The following is a 20,514-nucleotide window of genomic DNA, read 5'->3' on the forward strand; positions in this document are numbered from 1 at the left end:
GCGCGGGGGCTACGCCGGGCGAACGGGAACGACGCCGAAGGGGGCGAGGCCGGCCGCGCCGCCGTCGGGCGCGGTCAGCACCCAGATGCCGTCGGCATGAACCGCGACGCTGTGCTCCCAGTGACTCCCGTCGCTGCCGTCGACGGTCGAGACCGTCCAGTCGTCGTCCTCGACGAACGTCTCCTCGGATCCCGCTGTGACCATGGGCTCGATCGCGAGCACGAGCCCCGGCTTCACCTCGGCACCGGGGTCGGGCGTGCGGTAGTTGAACACGCTCGGCGCCTCGTGCATCTTGCGGCCGATGCCGTGGCCGACGTACTCGCGCAGGATGCCGTACGTCTCGCCGGAGACCGCAGAGGGCCCCTGAGCCTCGATGTACTCCTGGATCGCTGCACCGATCTCGCCGATGTGACCGGCGGATGCCATCGCTGCGATGCCCGCCCACATCGATCCCTCAGTGACACGCGAGAGCTCTGAACGAGCGGCGACGAGATCAGGACGCGCCGGGTCCGGAACGACGAACGTCCGCGCACTGTCGCCGTTCCATCCCTGGAACTGGGCGCCGCTGTCGACCGACACGATGTCGCCGGGCTCGAGCACGCGCGCGCCGGGGATGCCGTGCACGACCTGCTCGTTGACCGAGATGCATGTGGTGTGGTGGTAGCCGCGCACGAGCTTGAAGTTCGACTCGGCCCCACGGGAGAGTACGGCGGCAGACGCAGCCTCATCGACGGAGGCGGTCGTCGCCCCGGCGCGGATCGCGGCGCCCGCGGCATCCAGTGACGCCGCGGTGATGAGACCGGGTTCGATCATCGACCGGAGCTGAGCCGGCGTCTTGTAGATCGAGCGACGGAACACGTCAGGCAGCGAGCGTCAGCCCGCGCGCAGCGAGCGCCGACATGATGCGCTCGGTGATGTCGTCGAGGGAGCCGACGCCGTCGATCCGGTCGACGATGCCACGCTCGCCGTACACGGCGAGGATCGGCTCGGTCTCCTTCTCGTAGATGTCGAGGCGGTGCGCGATGCCGTCCTCGGTGTCGTCCGAACGACCCTGCTCCTCGGCACGAAGCTTCAGGCGCGAGATGCTCTCGTCCCGCGGGACGTCCAGCAGGATCACCGCATCCAGAGCCTCACCACGGCCGCTGAGGAACTCGTCGAGATGCCCGACCTGTGCGGCGTTGCGAGGATAGCCGTCCAGCAGGAACCCGTTCTCGGCGTCGTCCTGCGACAGCCGGTCGCGTACGATCTCACCGGTCAGCTCGTCCGGCACGAGGTCGCCGCGATCGAGGATCGCCGTGACCTTGAGGCCGAGCTCGGTCCCGCCCTTGATGTTGGCGCGGAAGATGTCTCCGGTCGAGACGACCGGGATGCCGAAGGCCGAAGCGATGCGCACGCCCTGCGTGCCCTTGCCGGAGCCCTGCGGGCCGACGATGAGAAGTCGTGCGGATGCTGTCAACGGAGAAGCCCTTCGTAATGGCGCTGCTGGAGCTGTGCGTCGATCTGCTTGACCGTCTCGAGTCCCACACCGACGATGATGAGGATCGATGCGCCACCGAACGGGAAGTTCTGGTTGGCGCCGACGGTCGCGAGTGCGATCAGCGGAATCAGCGCGATCAGACCGAGGTAGATCGAGCCGGGGAACGTGATGCGGGTGAGCACGAAGTCGAGGTACTCGGCCGTGGGCCGACCGGCACGGATGCCGGGGATGAACCCGCCGTACTTCTTCATGTTGTCGGCGACCTCGACAGGGTTGAACGTGATCGCGACGTAGAAGTACGCGAACCCGATGATCAGCAGGAAGTACGCCGCCATGTAGAGCGGGTGGTCGCCTGTGGTGAAGTACTGCGAGACCCAGACCACCCAGCCGGCCGGCTCCGTGCCATCCTGCGGGGTGTTGAACTGGGCGACGAGCATCGGGATGTACAGCAGCGACGACGCGAAGATGATCGGGATCACACCCGCCATGTTCACCTTGATCGGGATGTACGTGTTCGTGCCGCCGTAGGTGCGGCGGCCCACCATGCGCTTGGCGTACTGAACGGGTATGCGCCGCTGGGATTGCTCGACGAACACGACAAGCCCGGTGACGACGATTCCGATCGCGAGCACCAGCAGGAACGTCTCGAAGCCGTTGGTCTCGAAGATCGTCCACATCGCGGCGGGGAAGGTCGCGGCGATGGACGTGAAGATGAGCAGCGACATGCCGTTGCCGATGCCGCGTTCGGTGACGAGCTCGGCGAACCACATGATGAGGCCGGTACCGGCGGTCATCGCGATGATGATGAGCAGCTGCGCCCACCAGACATCGTTCGTGAGGAGCTGCTGACACGCGGCGACGTCAGTGGTGCCGAACAGCTGACCGCTGCGAGCGACCGTCACCAGAGTCGTCGACTGCAGCAGTGCAAGCGCGATCGTGAGGTAGCGGGTGTACTGCGTCAGACGGGCCTGCCCGGCCTGGCCCTCCTTGTGGAGCGCCTCGAAGTGCGGGATGACCACGCGCAGCAGCTGCGTGATGATGGTCGCCGTGATGTAGGGCATGACGCCCAGGGCGAAGATGGAGAGCTGGAGGAGCGCGCCACCCGAGAACAGGTTGACCAGGCTCAGCAGTCCCTCGGTGCCCGCGTTGATGCGCAGGCACTCCTCGACGTTCGGGAAGTGCACGAACGGAGCCGGAACGTGGGAGCCGAGCCGGTAGATGGCGATGATCGCCAGAGTGAAACCGATCTTCCGACGCAGGTCGGGAGTGCGGAAGATCCGCGCGATAGCGCTAAACAAGGGCGTTCCTCCAGAAAAGGGTAGCCAGTCCGCGGCGGACGGCCGAAAGACCAGCGTAACGCAGAGAGGGGCCGGAGAATCTCCGACCCCTCTCTGATGCGGTTACTTGACGGATCCGCCCGCAGCCACGATCTTCTGCTCGGCAGAACCCGAGACCTTGTCGACCGAGACGGTGAGCTTCACGTCGATGTCGCCGTTGCCGAGAACCTTGACCTTCTCGTTCTTGCGAACAGCGCCCTTGGCGACCAGATCGCTGACGGTGACATCGCCGCCCTTCGGGTACAGCTCCGCGAGCTTGGCCAGGTTCACGACCTGGTACTCGACGCGGAACGGGTTCTTGAACCCGCGCAGCTTCGGGGTGCGCATGTGCAGAGGCATCTGCCCACCCTCGAAGCCGACCCGAACGGTGTTGCGAGCCTTGGTGCCCTTGGTTCCGCGACCGGCGGTCTTGCCCTTGGAGCCCTCACCGCGACCGACACGGGTCTTCGCGGTGTTGGCGCCGGGGACGGGACGCAGGTGGTGGACCTTGAGGACACCGGGGCGGGATGCCGTGGCATCCGCCTTCGGAGCGGCCTTCTTGGCAGCCGGCTTCTTGGCAGCAGTCTCAGCCTTGGCGTCAGCGGCCTGAGCAGGAGCCTTCTTCTCAGCAGGCTTCTTGGCAGCGGCCTTGGGAGCAGCCTTCTTCTCGGCAGCGGCCTTGGGAGCAGCAGCCTTCTTCGTGGTCTTCTCGGCCTCGGCCGAAACGTTCTTCTCAGCCATTAGTCGATCTCCTCAACCTTGACGAGGTGTGCGACGGTCTTGACGTAGCCGCGCGTCTGCGCGTCGTCGGGGCGAACGGTGGTGTCACCGATGCGCTTGAGACCGAGGCTGCGCAGCGTGTCGCGCTGGTTCTGCTTCTCGCTCACCTTGGACTTGATCTGGGTCACCTTGAGACGGGCGGCCATCAGGCACCTACCTTTGCAGCGGCCGCAGCGGCGGCCTTTGCCTCGTTGCGGATGATGATGCCCGGAACGACGGCGTCGTAGTCGAGACCACGGCGGGCCGCGACAGCACGAGGCTCCTCGAGGCCCTTCAGCGCCTCAACGGTCGCATGCACGATGTTGATCGTGTTCGACGAGCCGAGCGACTTCGACAGGACGTCGTGGACACCGGCGCACTCGAGCACGGCGCGGACCGGACCACCGGCGATGACACCGGTACCGGCAGCAGCCGGGCGCAGCAGCACTACGCCGGCAGCGGCCTCGCCCTGCACCGGGTGCGGGATCGTGGTGCCGACGCGGGGCACGCGGAAGAAGTTCCGCTTGGCCTCTTCGACACCCTTGGAGATGGCCAGGGGAACCTCGCGGGCCTTGCCGTATCCGACACCGACCAGACCGTTGCCGTCACCGACGACCACGAGAGCGGTGAAGCTGAAGCGACGACCACCCTTCACGACCTTCGAGACGCGGTTGATGGTGACGACGCGCTCCAGGAACTGGTTGTCGCCACGATCGCGCGAGTTGCGGTCACGGCCGCCCTGGTTGCGGTCACGGCCGCCGCGGCGGCCTTCGCGCTGCTCGCGAGCGGGCTCGGCTGCCTCAGTGGCAGCGGCCGTCTCCGGAGCGGCAGCAGCCGTTTCGGTCACTTCGTTCTCCTTGTTGTCACTCACAGTGCCAGCCCCCCTTCGCGGGCGCCATCGGCGATGGCCGCAACGCGACCGGCGTAGCGGTTTCCACCACGGTCGAACACGACCTCGGTGACACCGGCGGCCTTCGCGCGCTCGGCGACGAGCTCGCCGACCTTGCGGGCCTTGGCGGTCTTGTCGCCGTCGAACGAGCGCAGCTCGGTCTCGAGCGTGGATGCCGAGGCGACGGTGTGGCCCTTGCTGTCATCGACCAGCTGGACGAAGACGTGGCGAGCCGAACGGTTGACGACGAGGCGCGGACGCGACTCGGTGCCGACGATCTTCTTGCGAAGGCGGCTGTGACGACGCGCGCGGGCGTCAGACTTTGACTTGAGAGCCATGGTTACTTACCACTCTTTCCGGCCTTGCGACGCACGTTCTCGCCGGCGTAGCGCACGCCCTTGCCCTTGTACGGCTCGGGCTTGCGGATCTTGCGGATGTTGGCAGCTGCCTCACCGACAGCCTGCTTGTCGATGCCACTCACGGTGAGCTTGTTGGTGCCCTCGACCGTCAAGGTGATGCCGGCGGGCGGGTCGATCAGGACCGGGTGCGAGAAGCCGAGAGCGAACTCGACCGAGCTGCCCTTCTGCTGCACGCGGTAACCGGTGCCGACGACCTCGAGGCCCTTGGTGTAGCCCTGGGTGACGCCGATGATGTTGTTGTTGATGAGCGTGCGGGTCAGGCCGTGAAGCGACCGCGACTCGCGCTCGTCGTCGGGACGGGAGACAACCACCTGGTTGTCCTCGACCGCGACCTCGATGGGCTTGGCCACGTTCAGGGTGAGCTCACCCTTGGGGCCCTTCACCGCAACCGCACGGCCGTCGACCGAAACGGTGACGCCCGCGGGGATCTCGATGGGAAGTCGTCCAATACGCGACATTTGGGATTACCACACGTAGGCGAGAACTTCTCCGCCCACGCCCTTCTGCTCAGCCTGACGGTCCGTGAGGAGACCGGAGGAAGTGGACAGGATGGCCACGCCGAGGCCGCCGAGGACCTTGGGGAGCTCCGTGGACTTCGCGTAAACGCGCAGACCCGGCTTCGACACGCGCTTGATGCCCGCGATCGAACGCTCACGGTTGGGGCCGTACTTCAGCGTGAGGGTGAGGCTCTGGCCGACGCGTGCGTCGGTGATCTCGTAGCCGGCGATGTAGCCCTCCTGCTGGAGGATGTCGGCGATGTGCGTCTTGAGCTTGCTCGACGGCAGCGACACAGTGTCGTGGTGAGCCGAGTTCGCGTTGCGCAGACGGGTCAGCATGTCTGCGACCGGGTCTGTCATTGTCATGGGTTTTTTCCTTTGGTCATGAGGTTTCGGCTGCCGTTACACGACAGACGACCTTCGATGAGTCGCAATCTTCAATTGTAAGCGCACGCGGAACCCCCGCCCGACGGGCGGGGGTTCGAAGCGTCACGCCTTGGCGTCCTCCGACTGGAACGGGAAGCCGAGGTGGCGGAGCAGTGCCCGACCCTCGTCATCCGTCTTCGCCGAGGTGACGACAGTGATGTCGAAGCCGCGGACGCGGTCGATCTTGTCCTGATCGATCTCGTGGAACACGCTCTGCTCCTGGAGACCGAAGGTGTAGTTGCCGTGGCCGTCGAACTGCTTGGCCGACAGCCCGCGGAAGTCGCGGATGCGGGGCAGCGCCAGCGAGACCAGGCGGTCGATGAACTCCCACGCACGGTCGCCACGGAGGGTGACGTGCGCGCCGATGGCCTGGCCCTCACGCAGCTTGAACTGCGCGATGGACTTTCGGGCCTTCGTGACGATCGGCTTCTGGCCGGTGATCTTGGTGAGGTCTTCGACCGCGCCATCGATCACCTTGCTGTCACGAGCCGCCTCACCGACACCGGTGTTGACGACGACCTTGACGAGGCCGGGGATCTGCATCACGTTCTGGTAGCCGAACTCATCCTGCAGCTTCTGCTGGATCTCGGCCTTGTACTTCTGCTTCAGGCGCGGCTGGATCTTGCCAGCCGGCGCGGCAGTGTCGGTGCTCATCAGAGGTCCTTACCTGACTTCTTCGCGTAACGCACGCGGACGGTGCGCTTGACGCCGTCCTTGGTCTCCTCCTCGACCCGGCGGCCGACACGGGTCGGCTTTTTGGTCTCGGGGTCGACGAGTGCGACGTTCGAGATGTGGATGGGAGCCTCGAGGGTCTCGATGCCACCCGTCTTGGTGCCACGCTGCGTCTGACCGACGCGGGTGTGCTTGGTGACGTAGTTCACGCCCTCGACGATGACGCGGTTCTGCTCGGAAAGGACCTCGAGGACCTTGCCCTGCTTGCCGCGGTCGCCGCCACGCTCCTGCTTGGCGCCGGTGATGACCTGAACCAGGTCACCCTTCTTGATGTTCGCCATGATCAGATAACCTCCGGGGCGAGCGAGACGATCTTCATGAACTTCTTGTCACGAAGCTCACGACCGACCGGGCCGAAGATGCGGGTGCCGCGAGGCTCCCCGTCGCTCTTCAGGATGACGGCGGCGTTCTCGTCGAACTTGATGTACGAGCCGTCCGGACGACGGACTTCCTTCTTCGTGCGAACGATGACCGCCTTGACGACGTCGCCCTTCTTCACGTTGCCGCCCGGGATCGCGTCCTTGACCGTGGCGACGATGGTGTCACCCAGACCTGCGTAACGACGGCGAGAGCCACCGAGAACGCGGATCGTGAGCAGCTCCTTCGCGCCGGTGTTGTCGGCGACCTTGAGGCGGGATTCCTGCTGAATCACAATTACTCCTTAAGCAAGCCGAGGGCTTACTTGGCCTTCTCGACGATCTCGACCAGACGCCAGCGCTTGGTGGCGCTGAGCGGACGGGTCTCGCTGATGACGACGAGGTCGCCGATGCCCGCCGAGTTGTTCTCGTCGTGCACCTTGCGCTTCTCCGTGCGGCGGATGACCTTGCCGTACAGGGGGTGCTTCACGCGGTCCTCGACCTCGACGACGATGGTCTTGTCCATCTTGTCGCTGACGACGTAACCACGCTGCGTCTTGCGGTAACCGCGAGCGTCCTCGTCACGCACGTCGTGCGAGACGGGAGCTTCCGCTTCCTTCTTGGTGGCCATTACTCAGCCTTCCCTTCGGCGTCAGACGAGGAATCCTCGGTCTTCTTCGCCTTCGACTTGGACGCCTTCTTCGCCGGCGCCTCGACCGGAGCGGGCGTCGCACGGATGCCCAGCTCGCGCTCGCGGATCACCGTGTAGAGGCGCGCGATGTCGCGCTTGACGGCGCGGATGCGGCCGTGGCTCTCCAGCTGGCCTGTGGCCGACTGGAAACGGAGGTTGAACAGCTCCTCCTTGGCCTTGCGCAGCTCCTCAACGAGGCGCTGGTCTTCGAACGTGTCGAGCTCCGCCGGGGCGAGCTCCTTGGTGCCGATCGCCATTACGCGTCGCCCTCCTCGCGCTTGATGATGCGTGCCTTGAGAGGCAGCTTGTGAATGGCTCGGGTCAGTGCTTCGCGAGCGAGTTCCTCGCTGACACCAGCGACCTCGAAGAGGACGCGACCCGGCTTGACGTTTGCGACCCACCACTCGGGCGAACCCTTACCGGAACCCATGCGGGTTTCAGCAGGCTTCTTCGTGAGCGGACGGTCGGGGTAGATGTTGATCCACACCTTTCCACCACGCTTGATGTGACGCGTCATCGCGATACGAGCTGCCTCGATCTGACGGTTGGTCACATAAGCGGGAGTCAGGGCCTGGATGCCGTACTCGCCGAAGGAGACCTTCGTGCCGCCGGTAGCCTGACCCGAGCGACCCGGGTGGTGCTGCTTGCGGAACTTGACCTTACGGGGGATGAGCATTATGCCGACGCTCCTTCTGCAACAGGTGCCTCGTTGCGCGGGCCACGACGACGGTCGCCACCGCGGTCATCGCGACCACGGGACTTCGGCGCGTTGGCCTGCTCGCGAGCAAGTTCCTTGGCGGTGAGGTCGCCCTTGTAGATCCAGACCTTCACGCCGATACGGCCGAAGGTGGTCTTCGCCTCGTAGAAGCCGTAGTCGATGTTCGCGCGCAGCGTGTGCAGAGGCACACGTCCCTCGCGGTAGAACTCCGAGCGGCTCATCTCCGCGCCGCCGAGGCGGCCGGAGACCTGGATGCGGATGCCCTTGGCGCCGGCGCGCTGAGCGCCCTGCAGACCCTTGCGCATCGCGCGACGGAACGCCACACGAGCAGAGAGCTGCTCGGCGATGCCCTGGGCGACGAGCTGAGCGTCGGCCTCGGGGTTCTTGACCTCGAGGATGTTCAGCTGGATCTGCTTGCCGGTGAGCTTCTCGAGGTCGCCGCGGATGCGCTCGGCCTCGGCGCCACGACGACCGATCACGATGCCCGGCCGGGCGGTGTGGATGTCGACGCGGACGCGGTCACGGGTGCGCTCGATCTCGATGCTCGAGACACCGGCGCGGTCGAGCTGAGTCTTCAGCAGGTTGCGGATCTTGACGTCCTCGGCCACGTAGTCGGCGTAACGCTGGCCCGGCTTCGTCGAGTCCGAGAACCAACGGGACACGTGGTCCGTGGTGATTCCGAGGCGGAAGCCGTACGGGTTTACTTTCTGGCCCATTACTTGCTCGCCTTCTTCTTGCTGTCGCCGTCAGCCGCAGCAGCGACCTCAGGCGTCGAGAGCACGACCGTGATGTGGCTCGTGCGCTTCTTGATCTGGAAAGCGCGACCCTGAGCGCGGGGGCGGAAACGCTTGAGCGTCGTGCCCTCGTCGACGTACGCGTTTGCCACGTACAGGTCCTGCTCGTCGAGGAACTCGCCGTCGCGATCCGCCTTCACCTGTGCGTTGGCCATGGCCGACGCGACAAGCTTGTAGATCGGCTCACTGGCGCTCTGCGGGGCGAACTTCAAGATCGCCAGAGCCTCCTGGGCCTGCTTGCCCTTGATGAGCGCGACGACACGACGAGCCTTCTGAGGGGTCACGCGGATGTGTCGCACGCGTGCGATGGACTCCACCATTTCTCTCTCCTCTATCGTCCCCGCGTCAGCGGCGACGGCCCTTCTTGTCGTCCTTCTCGTGGCCGCGGAAGGTGCGGGTGGGCGCGAACTCGCCCAGCTTGTGACCGACCATGGTCTCGGTGACAAACACAGGAATGTGCTTGCGACCGTCGTGGACCGCGATCGTGTGACCCAGCATGGCCGGGATGATCATGGACCGGCGAGACCAGGTCTTGATGACGTTCTTGGTACCGGCTTCGTTCTGCACGACGACCTTGCGAAGCAGGTGCTCGTCGACGAAGGGGCCCTTCTTGAGACTCCGTGGCATCTTCTTCTACTCCTACTTGCGCTTCTTGCCGGCGGTGCGACGGCGCACGATGTACTTGTCGCTTTCCTTGTTGGCGTGACGGGTACGACCCTCAGCCTGACCCCAGGGGGAGACGGGGTGACGTCCACCGGACGTCTTGCCCTCACCACCACCGTGCGGGTGGTCAACCGGGTTCATCGCGACACCGCGGACGGTCGGGCGGATGCCCTTCCAGCGGCTGCGGCCTGCCTTGCCCCAGTTGATGTTCGACTGCTCGGCGTTGCCGACCTCGCCGATCGTGGCGCGGCAGCGTGCGTCGACGTTGCGGATCTCACCCGACGGCAGGCGGAGCTGCGCGTAGGGGCCGTCCTTGGCGACGAGGCGAACGGATGCTCCAGCCGAACGAGCGAGCTTCGCTCCTCCACCGGGACGGAGCTCGATCGCGTGGATCACCGTACCGGTCGGGATGTTCTTCAGCGGGAGGTTGTTGCCCGGCTTGATATCAGCCGATGCACCGTTCTCGATGATGTCGCCCTGCTTCAGCTTGTTCGGCGCGAGGATGTAGCGCTTCTCGCCGTCGAAGTAGTGCAGCAGCGCGATGCGCGCGGTGCGGTTGGGGTCGTACTCGATGTGAGCGACCTTGGCGTTGACGCCGTCCTTGTCATTGCGACGGAAGTCGATGACACGGTACTGGCGCTTGTGTCCACCACCGATGTGACGGGTCGTGATGCGGCCCTGGTTGTTGCGACCACCGGTCTTCGAGAGCGGGCGCAGCAGCGACTTCTCCGGCGTCGATCGAGTGATCTCGGCGAAGTCAGCCACCGACGAGCCACGGCGACCCGGGGTCGTGGGCTTGTACTTGCGAATAGCCATGATTGTCCTTTATCCCCCGGATCAGCCGATTGCCGTGAAGATGTCGATGGTGCCCGACTTCAGGCTCACGATGGCGCGCTTGGTGTCCTTGCGCTTACCGGTGCCGAAACGGGTGCGACGGGCCTTGCCGACGCGGTTGATCGTGTTGACCGACGCGACCTTGACATCGAAGATCTTCTCGATGGCGAGCTTGATCTCGGTCTTCGAAGCGCGCGGGTCGACGAGGAAGGTGTACTTGCCTTCGTCGATCAGCGAGTAGCTCTTCTCAGAGACAACCGGCTTCAGGATGACGTCACGGGGGTCCTTGTTGAACGCCGTCTGGAGGGCGCCGTTCTGCTCGGTCATGCCGAGACCTCCTCGGTTGCGCCGGTCTTGGAGGCGATGAAGCCCTTGAGAGCGGCCTGGGTGAAGACGATGTCGTCGGAGACGAGCACGTCGTAGGCGTTGAGCTGGTCGAAGCTGATCACGTGGAGGCTCGGAAGGTTCCGGATGCTCTTGGTGGTCAGTTCATCGTTGCGCTCGGTCACGACCAGCACGTTCTTCGACGAGGCGACGGTCGCGAGGAACTTCGCGGCGGTCTTCGTCGAAGGCGCACCGTCGATGCCGAAGGACTCGATGGCGTGCAGGCGGTCACCGCGGAAGCGGTCGCTGAGCGCACCCAGGAGGGCGGCCGCGATCATCTTCTTGGGGGTGCGCTGCGAGTAGTCACGCGGCTTCGGGCCGTGGACGATGCCACCGCCGGTCATGTGCGGCGCGCGGATCGAGCCCTGACGGGCGTTACCCGTGCCCTTCTGCTTGAAGGGCTTGCGGCCGGCACCGGAGACCTCGCCACGACGCTTGGTCGAGTGCGTGCCCTGGCGAGCCGCCGCGAGCTGCGCGACGACGACCTGGTGGATGAGCGGAATGTTCGTCTTGACGTCGAAGAGCGCGGCGGGCAGCTCGATGGAGCCGGCCTTCTTGCCGTCGGCCTTGAGGACGTCGAGCGCGAGAGTCGAGTCAGCCATGGACTAGGCCCCCTTCACTGCGTTGCGGACGTAGACGACGCGGCCACGAGCACCGGGGACGGCGCCCTTGACGAGCAGCAGACCCTTCTCGGCGTCGATGCCGTGCACCGTCAGGTTGAGGACGGTCACGCGCTCGCCACCCATACGGCCGGCCATGCGCATGCCCTTGAAGACGCGGCTCGGGGTCGACGATGCGCCGATCGAGCCGGGCTTGCGGTGGTTGCGGTGTGCACCGTGCGATGCCGAGACGCCCTTGAAGTTGTGGCGCTTCATGACACCCGCGGTGCCCTTGCCCTTGCTGGTGCCGACGACGTCGACCAGCTGGCCCGCTTCGAACACGCCGTCGACCGTGATCTCCTGACCGAGTGAGTAGTCAGCAGCATCCGCAGTGCGGATCTCGGTGACGTGACGGCGCGGCGTGACGCCGGCGGCCTCGAAGTGAGCGGTGAGGGGCTTGTTCACCTTGCGGGGGTCGATCTGACCGGCCGCGATCTGAACAGCGTTGTAGCCGTCCTTCTCGGGCGTACGGACCTGAGTGACCACGTTGGGTGCCAGCTCGATGACGGTGACGGGGACGAGCTTGCCGTCCGCGTTCCACACCTGGGTCATGCCGAGCTTCGTGCCCAGCATCCCCTTGGAAATCTTTGCGTTGATGTCAGCCATGTCGATCCTTACAGCTTGATCTCGATGTTGACGTCAGCCGGGAGGTCGAGACGCATAAGCGAGTCGACGGCCTTCGGCGTCGGGTCGACGATGTCGATCAGACGCTTGTGCGTGCGCATCTCGAAGTGCTCGCGGCTGTCCTTGTACTTGTGGGGAGAACGGATCACGGCGACCACGTTCTTCTCCGTCGGAAGCGGCACGGGGCCGACGACAGTCGCGCCCGCACGGGTCACGGTGTCGACGATCTTGCGCGCCGACGTGTCGATGACCTCATGGTCATACGACTTCAGGCGAATGCGGATCTTCTGTCCCGCCATTGTCTGCTCACTCTCTTTAAAGCGTCTTACCGTCCTGGATCGGGTGACCCAGGGGCATTGGACGCACGTCGGCGCTGTTCACGCCAGGCACTCCCCCCATCAACTCGACTCATTGAGCCGGCTGAAGAGCTGCGCACCACTGTTCTTCTGTCAGCCCGCACGCCTCTCAGCGCACGGCAGAACCTCCTGGTGGAGGTGGTGATGTTCTGCTGCCCGCGGCCTAGAACCCTGCATCTTCTTGTTCGGGAGAACGGATGCCGTCTATGCACTGCCCTGGCAGTGATCCTGCGGACGCACTGGGCGCACCGCTGGAATGTGGAACTTATCTATTCTGCCATGCCGGATTTCACTTACGCAAACCCGGGCGTGTCGCGCCCGTCGTCCGCGTGAACACGGCGAAGGCGGCGCATCCGAGGATGCGCCGCCCGAGGGTGATGCGACTACTCGTTACCGATCGACTTGTCGGCGGAATCGCGGATCTCATCGATCTTCTCAGAGGCTCCGGGCGCGATCTTCTTAGCGAAATCGGCCACGCCGTCGAGGACCTTGTCGCTGACGTCCTCGGCCTGCTCGCTCTTGACCGCCTCCGCGATCTTGTCCTTGTTCTGCTCGTACAGATCCTTGCCCTTGTTGACGATGTCGTCGATACCCATGAGATCCCCCTTCAGAAACCGTGTCGCCGGCGAGACATCCCCGCGGCCCTCTCATTGTGCACGCGGAGACCGCCGGACGGAAGAGCGCAGCACAGAAACGACGACAGCGGGGCCGGACCCGAAGGCCCGACCCCGCTGTGAAGCAAGCGAACTTACTTGATGATCTTCGTGACCGTACCGGCACCCACGGTGCGTCCACCCTCACGGATGGCGAAGCCGAGGCCCTCCTCCATGGCGATCGGCTGGATCAGCTCGACCGTCATGTCGGTGGTGTCGCCGGGCATGACCATCTCGGTGCCCTCAGGCAGCGAGATGACGCCGGTGACGTCGGTGGTGCGGAAGTAGAACTGCGGGCGGTAGTTCGTGTAGAACGGGTTGTGACGCCCACCCTCGTCCTTGGACAGGATGTACGCGGTGCCCTCGAAGTTCGTGTGAGGGGTGACCGAACCCGGCTTCACGACGACCTGGCCGCGCTCGACGTCCTCACGCTTGAGGCCACGGAGCAGCAGACCACAGTTCTCGCCGGCCCATGCCTCGTCGAGCTGCTTGTGGAACATCTCGATACCGGTGACCGTGGTCTTCTGCGTCGGGCGGATGCCGACGATCTCGACCTCGGAGTTGATGGCGAGGGTGCCGCGCTCGGCGCGGCCGGTGACGACCGTTCCACGACCGGTGATCGTGAAGACGTCCTCGATCGGCATGAGGAACGGCTTGTCGCGGTCACGCTCCGGGTCCGGAACGCTGTCGTCGACGGCCTGCATGAGCTCGAGGATCGCGTCGACCCACTTCTCTTCGCCCTCGAGCGCCTTGAGCGCCGAGACCTTGACGACAGGAGCGTCCTCGTCGAAGCCCTGGCCTGCGAGCAGCTCGCGGACCTCGAGCTCGACGAGCTCCAGGATCTCCTCGTCGTCGACCATGTCGGACTTGTTCAGCGCGACGAGCAGGTACGGAACGCCGACCTGCTTGGCGAGCAGAACGTGCTCACGGGTCTGAGCCATCGGGCCGTCGGTGGCGGCGACCACGAGGATGGCGCCGTCCATCTGAGCAGCACCGGTGATCATGTTCTTGACGTAGTCGGCGTGGCCGGGAGCGTCAACGTGCGCGTAGTGGCGCTTGGGGGTCTCGTACTCGATGTGCGAGATGTTGATCGTGATACCACGCTGGCGCTCTTCCGGCGCCGAGTCGATGGAAGCGAAGTCACGCTGGACGTTGGTGTCCGACGGGTACTTGTCAGCGAGCACCTTGGAGATGGCTGCGGACAGCGTCGTCTTGCCGTGGTCAACGTGACCGATCGTTCCGATGTTCACGTGCGGCTTGGTCCGCTCGAACTTGGCCTTGGCCACTGGGTCCTCCTCAGGACGTTCGTGTAGAGATTGCCGGGCACTGGATTGTGACCGGTTCTCTACGGGGTTTGATTCTCAGTTTAGTAGAGAGGGCTTTGTGAAGTTGTGTGTTGTCCGACCGGCCTCCGGCGAAGGAGGCCGGCCGGGTTCAGGGCTTACTCGCCCTTGGTCTTCTGGATGATCTCGTCGGCGACGGCCCTGGGGACCTCGGAGTACGAGTCGAACTCCATCGAGTACACCGCGCGACCGGAGGTCTTCGAGCGCAGGTCGCCGATGTAGCCGAACATCTCGGACAGCGGGACCGACGCGCGGACGACCTTGACGCCTGCGGCATCCTCCATGGACTGGATCTGGCCACGACGCGAGTTCAGGTCGCCGATGACGTCGCCCATGTACTCCTCAGGAGTACGGACCTCGACGGCCATCAGCGGCTCGAGGAGCACGGGGTTCGCGCGGCGCGCGGCCTCCTTGAAGCCCATCGATCCGGCGATCTTGAACGCCATCTCCGAGGAGTCGACGTCGTGAGCAGCACCGTCGACGATGGTCGCCTTGACGCCCACCATCGGGTAGCCGGCGAGCACGCCGACGTTCATCGCATCCTGGAAACCAGCATCGATGGAGCCGATGTACTCGCGCGGGATACGACCACCGGTGACCGAGTTGACGAACTCGTACGTCTTGTCGGCCGTGACCTCAAGAGGCTCGATGTTGAACTGGATCTTCGCGAACTGACCAGAACCACCGGTCTGCTTCTTGTGCGTGTAGTCGTGCTTCTCGACGGCCTTCTTGATCGTCTCGCGGTAGGCCACCTGGGGCTTTCCGACGTTCGCCTCGACGCGGAACTCGCGCTTCATGCGATCGACGAGGATGTCGAGGTGCAGCTCGCCCATGCCCTTGATGGTCGTCTGACCGGTCTCGGGGTTGAGCTCCGTGCGGAAGGTCGGGTCCTCCTCAGCGAGCTTCTGGATGGCGACACCCAGCTTCTCCTGGTCGGCCTTGGTCTTCGGCTCGATGGCGACCTCGATGACGGGCTCGGGGAACGTCATCGACTCGAGGACGACCGGGGCGGCCGGGTCGGCGAGGGTGTCACCGGTGGTGGTGTCCTTCAGGCCGATGACGGCGTAGATGTTGCCCGCGGTGAGCGAGTCGACCGGGTTCTCCTTGTTGGCGTGCATCTGGAAGATCTTTCCGATGCGCTCCTTCTTGCCCTTGGTCGAGTTGACCACGGCCGAACCGGAGTCGAGGTGACCCGAGTAGACGCGGACGTAGGTGAGGCGACCGAAGAACGGGTGCACGGCGACCTTGAAGGCCAGCGCTGCGAAGGGGTCCTTCGCGTCGGGGTGACGCTCGATGACCTTCTCCTCGTCCTTCGGGTCGTGCGCCTCGATGGCACCGACGTCGAGAGGGTTGGGGAGGTAGTCGACGACGGCGTCCAGCATCGGCTGCACGCCACGGTTCTTGAACGCCGATCCGCAGAGCACGGGGTAGATCTCCGAGGCGACGACCATCTTGCGGATGGCGCCCTTGATCTCGGCGACCGTGAGCTCCTCGCCACCGAAGAACTTCTCGAGCAGGACGTCGTCGGTCTCGGCGACGGTCTCGAGGAGCAGCTGACGGTACTCCGCAGCCTTCTCCTTGAGGTCCTCGGGGATCTCCCGCACCTCGTAAGAGGCGCCCATGGTGACATCGCCCTTCGAGTCGCCGGGCCACACCAGGGCACGCATCTCGACGAGGTCGATGACGCCGACGAAGTCGTTCTCAGCGCCGATGGGGAGCTGGATCACGAGCGGCTTGGCGCCGAGGCGCTTGACGATGGTGTCGACGGTGAAGTAGAAGTCGGCGCCGAGCTTGTCCATCTTGTTGACGAAGCAGATGCGCGGGACGTTGTACTTGTCGGCCTGACGCCACACGGTCTCGGACTGGGGCTCGACGCCCTCCTTGCCGTCGAAGACGGCAACGGCACCGTCGAGGACGCGGAGCGAGCGCTCCACCTCGACCGTGAAGTCCACGTGACCGGGGGTGTCGATGATGTTGATCTGGTTGTTGTTCCAGAAGCAGGTCACGGCGGCAGACGTGATCGTGATGCCGCGCTCCTTCTCCTGCTCCATCCAGTCGGTGGTCGAGGCGCCATCGTGCGTCTCGCCCAGCTTGTGGTTCACGCCCGTGTAGAACAGGATGCGCTCGGTGGTGGTGGTCTTTCCGGCATCGATGTGGGCCATGATGCCGATGTTGCGGACCTTGCTCAGGTCGGTGAGCACGTCTTGTGCCACAGGAGTGTCCTTTTCTGTCTAGCAGTGCGACTGCGAAGAGAGGGGGTGCCCGCCTCCGATGCGGAGACCGGAGGCGGGCGAGGCTGTTACCAGCGGTAGTGAGCGAACGCGCGGTTCGACTCGGCCATCTTGTGAGTGTCCTCACGGCGCTTGACTGCAGCGCCCAGACCGTTCGAGGCGTCCAGGATCTCGTTCTGGAGACGCTCGGTCATCGTCTTCTCACGACGACCCTTCGCGTAGCTGACGAGCCAGCGCAGCGCGAGCGTGTTGGCGCGGTGAGGCTTGACCTCGACCGGCACCTGGTAAGTCGAGCCACCGACGCGGCGGCTGCGGACCTCAAGGGTGGGGCGCACGTTGTCGAGCGCCTTCTTGAGGGTGGCGACGGCATCCTGGCCGTTCTTCGCCTCGACACCGCGGAGGGCGCCGTAGACGATCGACTCGGCCAGCGACTTCTTGCCGTCGACGAGGATCTTGTTCACCAGCGAGGTGACGATCGGAGCGCCGTATACGGGGTCGTTGACGACGGGGCGCTTGGGGGCGGGACCCTTACGAGGCATCTAACTCAACCCTTCTTCGCGCCGTAGCGGGAACGAGCCTGCTTACGGTTCTTGACTGCCTGGGTGTCCAGGGCGCCACGGACGATCTTGTAACGCACACCGGGGAGGTCCTTGACACGACCGCCGCGGACGAGCACCAGCGAGTGCTCCTGCAGGTTGTGGCCCTCGCCGGGGATGTAGGCGGTGACCTCGGTGCCGTTGCGGAGCTTCACACGTGCGACCTTGCGCATCGCCGAGTTCGGCTTCTTCGGCGTGGTGGTGTAGACGCGGGTGCATACCCCGGCCTGCTGGGGGTTCGACTTCAGGGCGGGCGCCTTGGTCTTGGTGACCTTGGGCGAGCGACCCTTGCGAACCAACTGCTGAATGGTTGGCACGTTCTCTCCTCATAATGCTGCACGGTGACAGCGTGATGGGTTTCACATCATGACCCACCGGCGCGCCTGATCAGACGCGCTTTTGGTGTGATGGGTATGCCGTGGGGGCTGACCGATACGGATCGGAGCCCGTGTGCAGGCACGCCGAGACGTGCACACACCTGATCAAGTGTAATCCTGCGTAACGCAGCGGTCAAATGATCGCGGGATCGCTGCTACGGCGTCTCCGGATCGAACGGAGAGTCGAGCGCCCGCGTGAGCTCGGCGAGCATCGCCTCGATCTGCGGCTCCACATGCTGCGAGATCGCCGCCTGCACCGCCAGGCGGTGGCGCAGCAGCATCCCGCAGATCTCGCGCCCGACCATGTTCGCGTACTCGTCGGCGAGGGCGACCTCCTGCCGAAGCGCCGCTTTGGCCTCGTCGGAGAGCGGGGGCAACGGCGGCAGCTCGGCCACATCGTCATCGGCGAGCCCGGCGATCGTGAAGAGGAACGGAGCGCCCGGCACCGGGTCCGGGTCCAGAGGCATCCCCTCGTACTCGGGGTCGAGGTCCTCTGAAGGGCGATAGCTGCGGGCACGATTGCGCGCCGCCTGCTGATCGAGCTCGGCCTGCAGCATCGGCAGGTTTCGTGCGGTGTACTCGGCGACCGCGTGGTCGACGACCGTCTTGATGCGCGTGGAGAGTCCGTGCTGCACGCCGTGCGGCACGTTCGAACCGATTCCGACGGCGGAGAGGATCGGCGACCCGAGGCAGCGGCGGCACGGCGCGACGCGACCGCGATGAGTCGCCGGCTCCCAGCGCGGCACCCATCGCAGCCAGGCCTCGACGGCCAGGTCCACCTGCGTCTCCAGTGAGCGCTCCACAGGTCAAGGGTACGGGGAACGAGCGCGAACACCGCAGATTTCCGGCATCCCGTTCAGCCGGCGTCGTCACGCTCCCACGGCCAGCGGGGTCGACTCGCGCGCGTGCGGCGCAGGGCGACGCCCGCCCAGCCGGCGATCGCCGCAGCGACCAGGACGATGAGGCTCGCTCCCCCGGTGATCAACCCGCCCATGACGGCCAGCGCGGTGACGAACTCGCCGGTGACGACGAGGACCGTGAATCCGACCGCCAGCAGGTGCGCGAGTGTCGTCGCGATCGCGATCGTCCACACCGAACGGAACCGCGGGCGGGCGATCCGGACGGCGAGCCACAGGATGCCGGCGAACACGATGATCGCGATGATCATGCCGGTGATGCCCGGCGCCTGCCCGAGGCCGGGCACCGGGATGATGTCGGCATCGGTCGCGATGCTCAGCGCCCCGAGCCCGAATACGGCGAGCGCGAAGAAGCCGATCGTCGTCATCGTCGTGGCCAGACTCGCCGAGACCCCCGCCGGCGCGGGGCCGCGGGGGTCTGACGTGGTCATGATCCGACTACCTCGAGAGCTGCGGACCGGCCTCGAGCGTGCGCTCGTACTCGCGCTGGGCCTCGTCGTTGAGCTCGGTCTTGCGGGCGCCGCTGCGGGCGACCCACGCGCCGAACCAGATGGTGAGCTCGCGGCCCAGGACGAAAGCTGCGAGGGCGAGCGGGGTGAACAGCTGCTGGCCGACCAGTTCGGATGCCTCGGATGCCGTCACGAGCCAGAACGGCGCCTCGAAGAGCTGACCGAGGATGTAGCCGAAGTACGCCGCGACGCCGACCAGAAGGCCGAACACGACCCACAGGCCCCAACGACCGCGATTGATGATCGCGCCGAGCAGCCAGAATCCGATGAAGAAGACGACCACGGGGGTCCAGAACGCCCAGGTCATCAGCGGCGCCAGAACGGCATCGACCAGACCATCCGCCGTGACGTCGCCTGCCAGCGCGCCGAGCCCGAGCGTGATGCCGAGGTACAGGACCGCGAACGCGAGCGTCGCCAGCAGACCGATCGCCCCGGCGGTGCCGCGGTTGCCGCGCTCACGGGGAGGCTCGGGCGCCTGGACGAAGATGGGCTGCTGCGCCTGCGTCACCGGTACGGCGACCACGGTCTCCGCAACGGTCGGCTCGGACGGGACGACCCGAGTCTCGGTGTCGTCGGCGGCCGACGACAGGTAAGCGGAGTCCGCGATCGACGCGTCGGCGACCGCTGCGGAGTGGTCCCGGGGGCGGAAGCCACCGGTCTCGTCCGCACGCGAAGAATCTGCGTCCGAAGAATCGAAGGGCGACGAGTCGGTGCGCGACGAACGGAAGCCGTCGCCGGATGCCGCGAAGGTGCCGGGGTGGTCCCGCTCTGCAGCGTCGAACGCTGCCAGATCGGGGTCGACGGCCTCGCGGTCCGCGGGCGCGCCAGCGCTCTCCGCGGCGGCGATGTCAGGGGCATCGGCGTCGTCGGCCACGGAGGCGCCGTTGACATCGGCGCGCGCTGCCTCGGCCTCCGCAAGGCCAGCGTTGGCGCTGTCGACGACGTCGTCGACGTCGGACTTCTGCTCGTGCTGGGGGACCTCGGGGTCACTCATAGGGGGCGCCTCTCCTCGTTATCTGCAGTGCGAGGATATCGCCGCGGCACCGCGCCCGAGCGCAGGCGTGCCGACGTGTCGTCTGACCCGCTGCCGCAGGGTTTTCGCGGTGGGTCAGGGAGATTCCGCCGTACCAGGAGCCACAGTGCGCAGCGTGTCGCCGACGAACTGCACCATGACCGGGCCCATCGGCAGGGCGAGCCAGAGCAGTGCCGCGACGATGCCGGCGCTGATGACGCCTGCGATCCAGCTCATCGCGATGTTGCTGCCGTCTGCCCGTGCCATGCTCCCACGGTACGA

The 20,514-nt window shown here is 65.6% G+C and carries 32 protein-coding genes; all 32 read right to left on the minus strand.

What is annotated here, in order from left to right:
* Positions 1 to 9 precede the first annotated feature (9 nt).
* The 32 genes from map to LQZ87_RS11995 all read right to left on the minus strand — a co-directional run bounded on the left by map (position 10) and on the right by LQZ87_RS11995 (position 20,499).
* Positions 10 to 858: a type I methionyl aminopeptidase gene (gene map / locus LQZ87_RS11840; RefSeq protein ID WP_290368271.1), complete on the minus strand. Its 849-nt coding sequence runs from the start codon at positions 856 to 858 to the stop codon at positions 10 to 12.
* A 1-nt stretch (position 859) separates the two neighbouring features.
* Complete coding sequence (locus LQZ87_RS11845) at positions 860 to 1,456, minus strand: adenylate kinase (protein WP_230103680.1); 597 nt, start codon at positions 1,454 to 1,456, stop codon at positions 860 to 862.
* A complete protein-coding gene (secY, locus tag LQZ87_RS11850) occupies positions 1,453 to 2,775 on the minus strand; it encodes a preprotein translocase subunit SecY (protein ID WP_230103681.1) in 1,323 nt (440 codons plus the stop codon). Before secY ends, LQZ87_RS11845 begins: the two co-directional genes overlap by 4 nt.
* A 102-nt stretch (positions 2,776 to 2,877) precedes the next feature.
* Positions 2,878 to 3,534 carry a 50S ribosomal protein L15 gene (rplO, locus tag LQZ87_RS11855; RefSeq protein WP_230103682.1) on the minus strand — a complete coding sequence of 219 codons (657 nt, stop codon included), beginning with the start codon at positions 3,532 to 3,534 and terminating at the stop codon, positions 2,878 to 2,880.
* Complete coding sequence (gene rpmD / locus LQZ87_RS11860; RefSeq protein WP_017201575.1) at positions 3,534 to 3,719, minus strand: 50S ribosomal protein L30; 186 nt, start codon at positions 3,717 to 3,719, stop codon at positions 3,534 to 3,536. The genes rplO and rpmD overlap by 1 nt, the downstream gene beginning before the upstream one ends.
* A complete protein-coding gene (gene rpsE / locus LQZ87_RS11865; protein ID WP_230103683.1) occupies positions 3,719 to 4,423 on the minus strand; it encodes a 30S ribosomal protein S5 in 705 nt (234 codons plus the stop codon). The genes rpmD and rpsE overlap by 1 nt, the downstream gene beginning before the upstream one ends.
* Entirely contained in the window at positions 4,420 to 4,779 is a 360-nt protein-coding gene (rplR, locus tag LQZ87_RS11870; RefSeq protein WP_230103684.1) for a 50S ribosomal protein L18, read from the minus strand. The genes rpsE and rplR overlap by 4 nt, the downstream gene beginning before the upstream one ends.
* Positions 4,780 to 4,781: 2 nt before the next feature.
* Positions 4,782 to 5,318 (minus strand): 50S ribosomal protein L6, encoded by a 537-nt coding sequence (gene rplF / locus LQZ87_RS11875; protein WP_230103685.1) that lies wholly within the window; start codon positions 5,316 to 5,318, stop codon positions 4,782 to 4,784.
* Positions 5,319 to 5,324: 6 nt separating this feature from the next.
* Positions 5,325 to 5,723, minus strand: a complete 399-nt coding sequence (rpsH, locus tag LQZ87_RS11880) for a 30S ribosomal protein S8 (RefSeq protein WP_230103686.1) — start codon at positions 5,721 to 5,723, stop codon at positions 5,325 to 5,327.
* A gap of 123 nt (positions 5,724 to 5,846) precedes the next feature.
* Positions 5,847 to 6,437 carry a 50S ribosomal protein L5 gene (gene rplE / locus LQZ87_RS11885; RefSeq protein ID WP_230103687.1) on the minus strand — a complete coding sequence of 197 codons (591 nt, stop codon included), beginning with the start codon at positions 6,435 to 6,437 and terminating at the stop codon, positions 5,847 to 5,849.
* A complete protein-coding gene (gene rplX, locus LQZ87_RS11890; protein WP_230103688.1) occupies positions 6,437 to 6,796 on the minus strand; it encodes a 50S ribosomal protein L24 in 360 nt (119 codons plus the stop codon). Before rplX ends, rplE begins: the two co-directional genes overlap by 1 nt.
* 2 nt (positions 6,797 to 6,798) lie before the next feature.
* Positions 6,799 to 7,167: a 50S ribosomal protein L14 gene (rplN, locus tag LQZ87_RS11895; RefSeq protein ID WP_230103689.1), complete on the minus strand. Its 369-nt coding sequence runs from the start codon at positions 7,165 to 7,167 to the stop codon at positions 6,799 to 6,801.
* A 26-nt stretch (positions 7,168 to 7,193) separates the two neighbouring features.
* Entirely contained in the window at positions 7,194 to 7,502 is a 309-nt protein-coding gene (gene rpsQ / locus LQZ87_RS11900) for a 30S ribosomal protein S17 (protein WP_230103690.1), read from the minus strand.
* The gene (rpmC, locus tag LQZ87_RS15225; RefSeq protein ID WP_290368272.1) at positions 7,502 to 7,819 is read right to left on the minus strand and encodes a 50S ribosomal protein L29; all 318 of its coding nucleotides are present in this window, start codon (positions 7,817 to 7,819) and stop codon (positions 7,502 to 7,504) included. The genes rpsQ and rpmC overlap by 1 nt, the downstream gene beginning before the upstream one ends.
* Entirely contained in the window at positions 7,819 to 8,238 is a 420-nt protein-coding gene (gene rplP, locus LQZ87_RS11910; protein ID WP_144792547.1) for a 50S ribosomal protein L16, read from the minus strand. Before rplP ends, rpmC begins: the two co-directional genes overlap by 1 nt.
* A complete protein-coding gene (rpsC, locus tag LQZ87_RS11915) occupies positions 8,238 to 8,996 on the minus strand; it encodes a 30S ribosomal protein S3 (RefSeq protein ID WP_230103691.1) in 759 nt (252 codons plus the stop codon). The genes rplP and rpsC overlap by 1 nt, the downstream gene beginning before the upstream one ends.
* Entirely contained in the window at positions 8,996 to 9,394 is a 399-nt protein-coding gene (gene rplV, locus LQZ87_RS11920; RefSeq protein ID WP_230103692.1) for a 50S ribosomal protein L22, read from the minus strand. The genes rpsC and rplV overlap by 1 nt, the downstream gene beginning before the upstream one ends.
* Before the next feature lie 25 nt (positions 9,395 to 9,419).
* Positions 9,420 to 9,701, minus strand: a complete 282-nt coding sequence (gene rpsS, locus LQZ87_RS11925) for a 30S ribosomal protein S19 (RefSeq protein WP_120229702.1) — start codon at positions 9,699 to 9,701, stop codon at positions 9,420 to 9,422.
* A 12-nt stretch (positions 9,702 to 9,713) separates the two neighbouring features.
* The gene (gene rplB / locus LQZ87_RS11930) at positions 9,714 to 10,553 is read right to left on the minus strand and encodes a 50S ribosomal protein L2 (protein WP_230103693.1); all 840 of its coding nucleotides are present in this window, start codon (positions 10,551 to 10,553) and stop codon (positions 9,714 to 9,716) included.
* 21 nt (positions 10,554 to 10,574) lie between these two features.
* Entirely contained in the window at positions 10,575 to 10,898 is a 324-nt protein-coding gene (rplW, locus tag LQZ87_RS11935) for a 50S ribosomal protein L23 (protein ID WP_230103694.1), read from the minus strand.
* Positions 10,895 to 11,557: a 50S ribosomal protein L4 gene (gene rplD / locus LQZ87_RS11940; protein WP_230103695.1), complete on the minus strand. Its 663-nt coding sequence runs from the start codon at positions 11,555 to 11,557 to the stop codon at positions 10,895 to 10,897. The genes rplW and rplD overlap by 4 nt, the downstream gene beginning before the upstream one ends.
* A gap of 3 nt (positions 11,558 to 11,560) precedes the next feature.
* A complete protein-coding gene (gene rplC / locus LQZ87_RS11945) occupies positions 11,561 to 12,220 on the minus strand; it encodes a 50S ribosomal protein L3 (RefSeq protein ID WP_230103696.1) in 660 nt (219 codons plus the stop codon).
* Between the two features lie 8 nt (positions 12,221 to 12,228).
* Entirely contained in the window at positions 12,229 to 12,537 is a 309-nt protein-coding gene (gene rpsJ, locus LQZ87_RS11950) for a 30S ribosomal protein S10 (RefSeq protein WP_085018734.1), read from the minus strand.
* A 440-nt stretch (positions 12,538 to 12,977) separates the two neighbouring features.
* Positions 12,978 to 13,190, minus strand: coding sequence for a hypothetical protein (locus LQZ87_RS11955; RefSeq protein ID WP_230103697.1), 213 nt, complete (start codon positions 13,188 to 13,190; stop codon positions 12,978 to 12,980).
* A 152-nt stretch (positions 13,191 to 13,342) separates the two neighbouring features.
* A complete protein-coding gene (gene tuf, locus LQZ87_RS11960) occupies positions 13,343 to 14,533 on the minus strand; it encodes an elongation factor Tu (protein ID WP_194421673.1) in 1,191 nt (396 codons plus the stop codon).
* Between the two features lie 155 nt (positions 14,534 to 14,688).
* Complete coding sequence (gene fusA, locus LQZ87_RS11965; protein ID WP_230103698.1) at positions 14,689 to 16,803, minus strand: elongation factor G; 2,115 nt, start codon at positions 16,801 to 16,803, stop codon at positions 14,689 to 14,691.
* Between the two features lie 86 nt (positions 16,804 to 16,889).
* Positions 16,890 to 17,360, minus strand: coding sequence for a 30S ribosomal protein S7 (rpsG, locus tag LQZ87_RS11970; protein WP_017201608.1), 471 nt, complete (start codon positions 17,358 to 17,360; stop codon positions 16,890 to 16,892).
* A gap of 5 nt (positions 17,361 to 17,365) precedes the next feature.
* A complete protein-coding gene (gene rpsL, locus LQZ87_RS11975) occupies positions 17,366 to 17,734 on the minus strand; it encodes a 30S ribosomal protein S12 (RefSeq protein WP_017201609.1) in 369 nt (122 codons plus the stop codon).
* Positions 17,735 to 17,949: 215 nt separating this feature from the next.
* Positions 17,950 to 18,597: a spermidine/putrescine ABC transporter substrate-binding protein gene (locus LQZ87_RS11980; RefSeq protein WP_230103699.1), complete on the minus strand. Its 648-nt coding sequence runs from the start codon at positions 18,595 to 18,597 to the stop codon at positions 17,950 to 17,952.
* A gap of 53 nt (positions 18,598 to 18,650) precedes the next feature.
* Positions 18,651 to 19,142 carry a hypothetical protein gene (locus tag LQZ87_RS11985; protein WP_230103700.1) on the minus strand — a complete coding sequence of 164 codons (492 nt, stop codon included), beginning with the start codon at positions 19,140 to 19,142 and terminating at the stop codon, positions 18,651 to 18,653.
* A 7-nt stretch (positions 19,143 to 19,149) separates the two neighbouring features.
* Complete coding sequence (locus tag LQZ87_RS11990) at positions 19,150 to 20,214, minus strand: ECF transporter S component (RefSeq protein WP_230103701.1); 1,065 nt, start codon at positions 20,212 to 20,214, stop codon at positions 19,150 to 19,152.
* 114 nt (positions 20,215 to 20,328) lie between these two features.
* On the minus strand, positions 20,329 to 20,499 hold the full coding sequence (locus tag LQZ87_RS11995; RefSeq protein WP_230103702.1) for a hypothetical protein: 171 nt from the start codon (positions 20,497 to 20,499) through the stop codon (positions 20,329 to 20,331).
* Positions 20,500 to 20,514: the final 15 nt, after the last annotated feature.

Origin of the sequence: Microbacterium sp. Bi121, from assembly GCF_918698005.1 — a bacterium.
Taxonomy (GTDB): domain Bacteria; phylum Actinomycetota; class Actinomycetes; order Actinomycetales; family Microbacteriaceae; genus Microbacterium.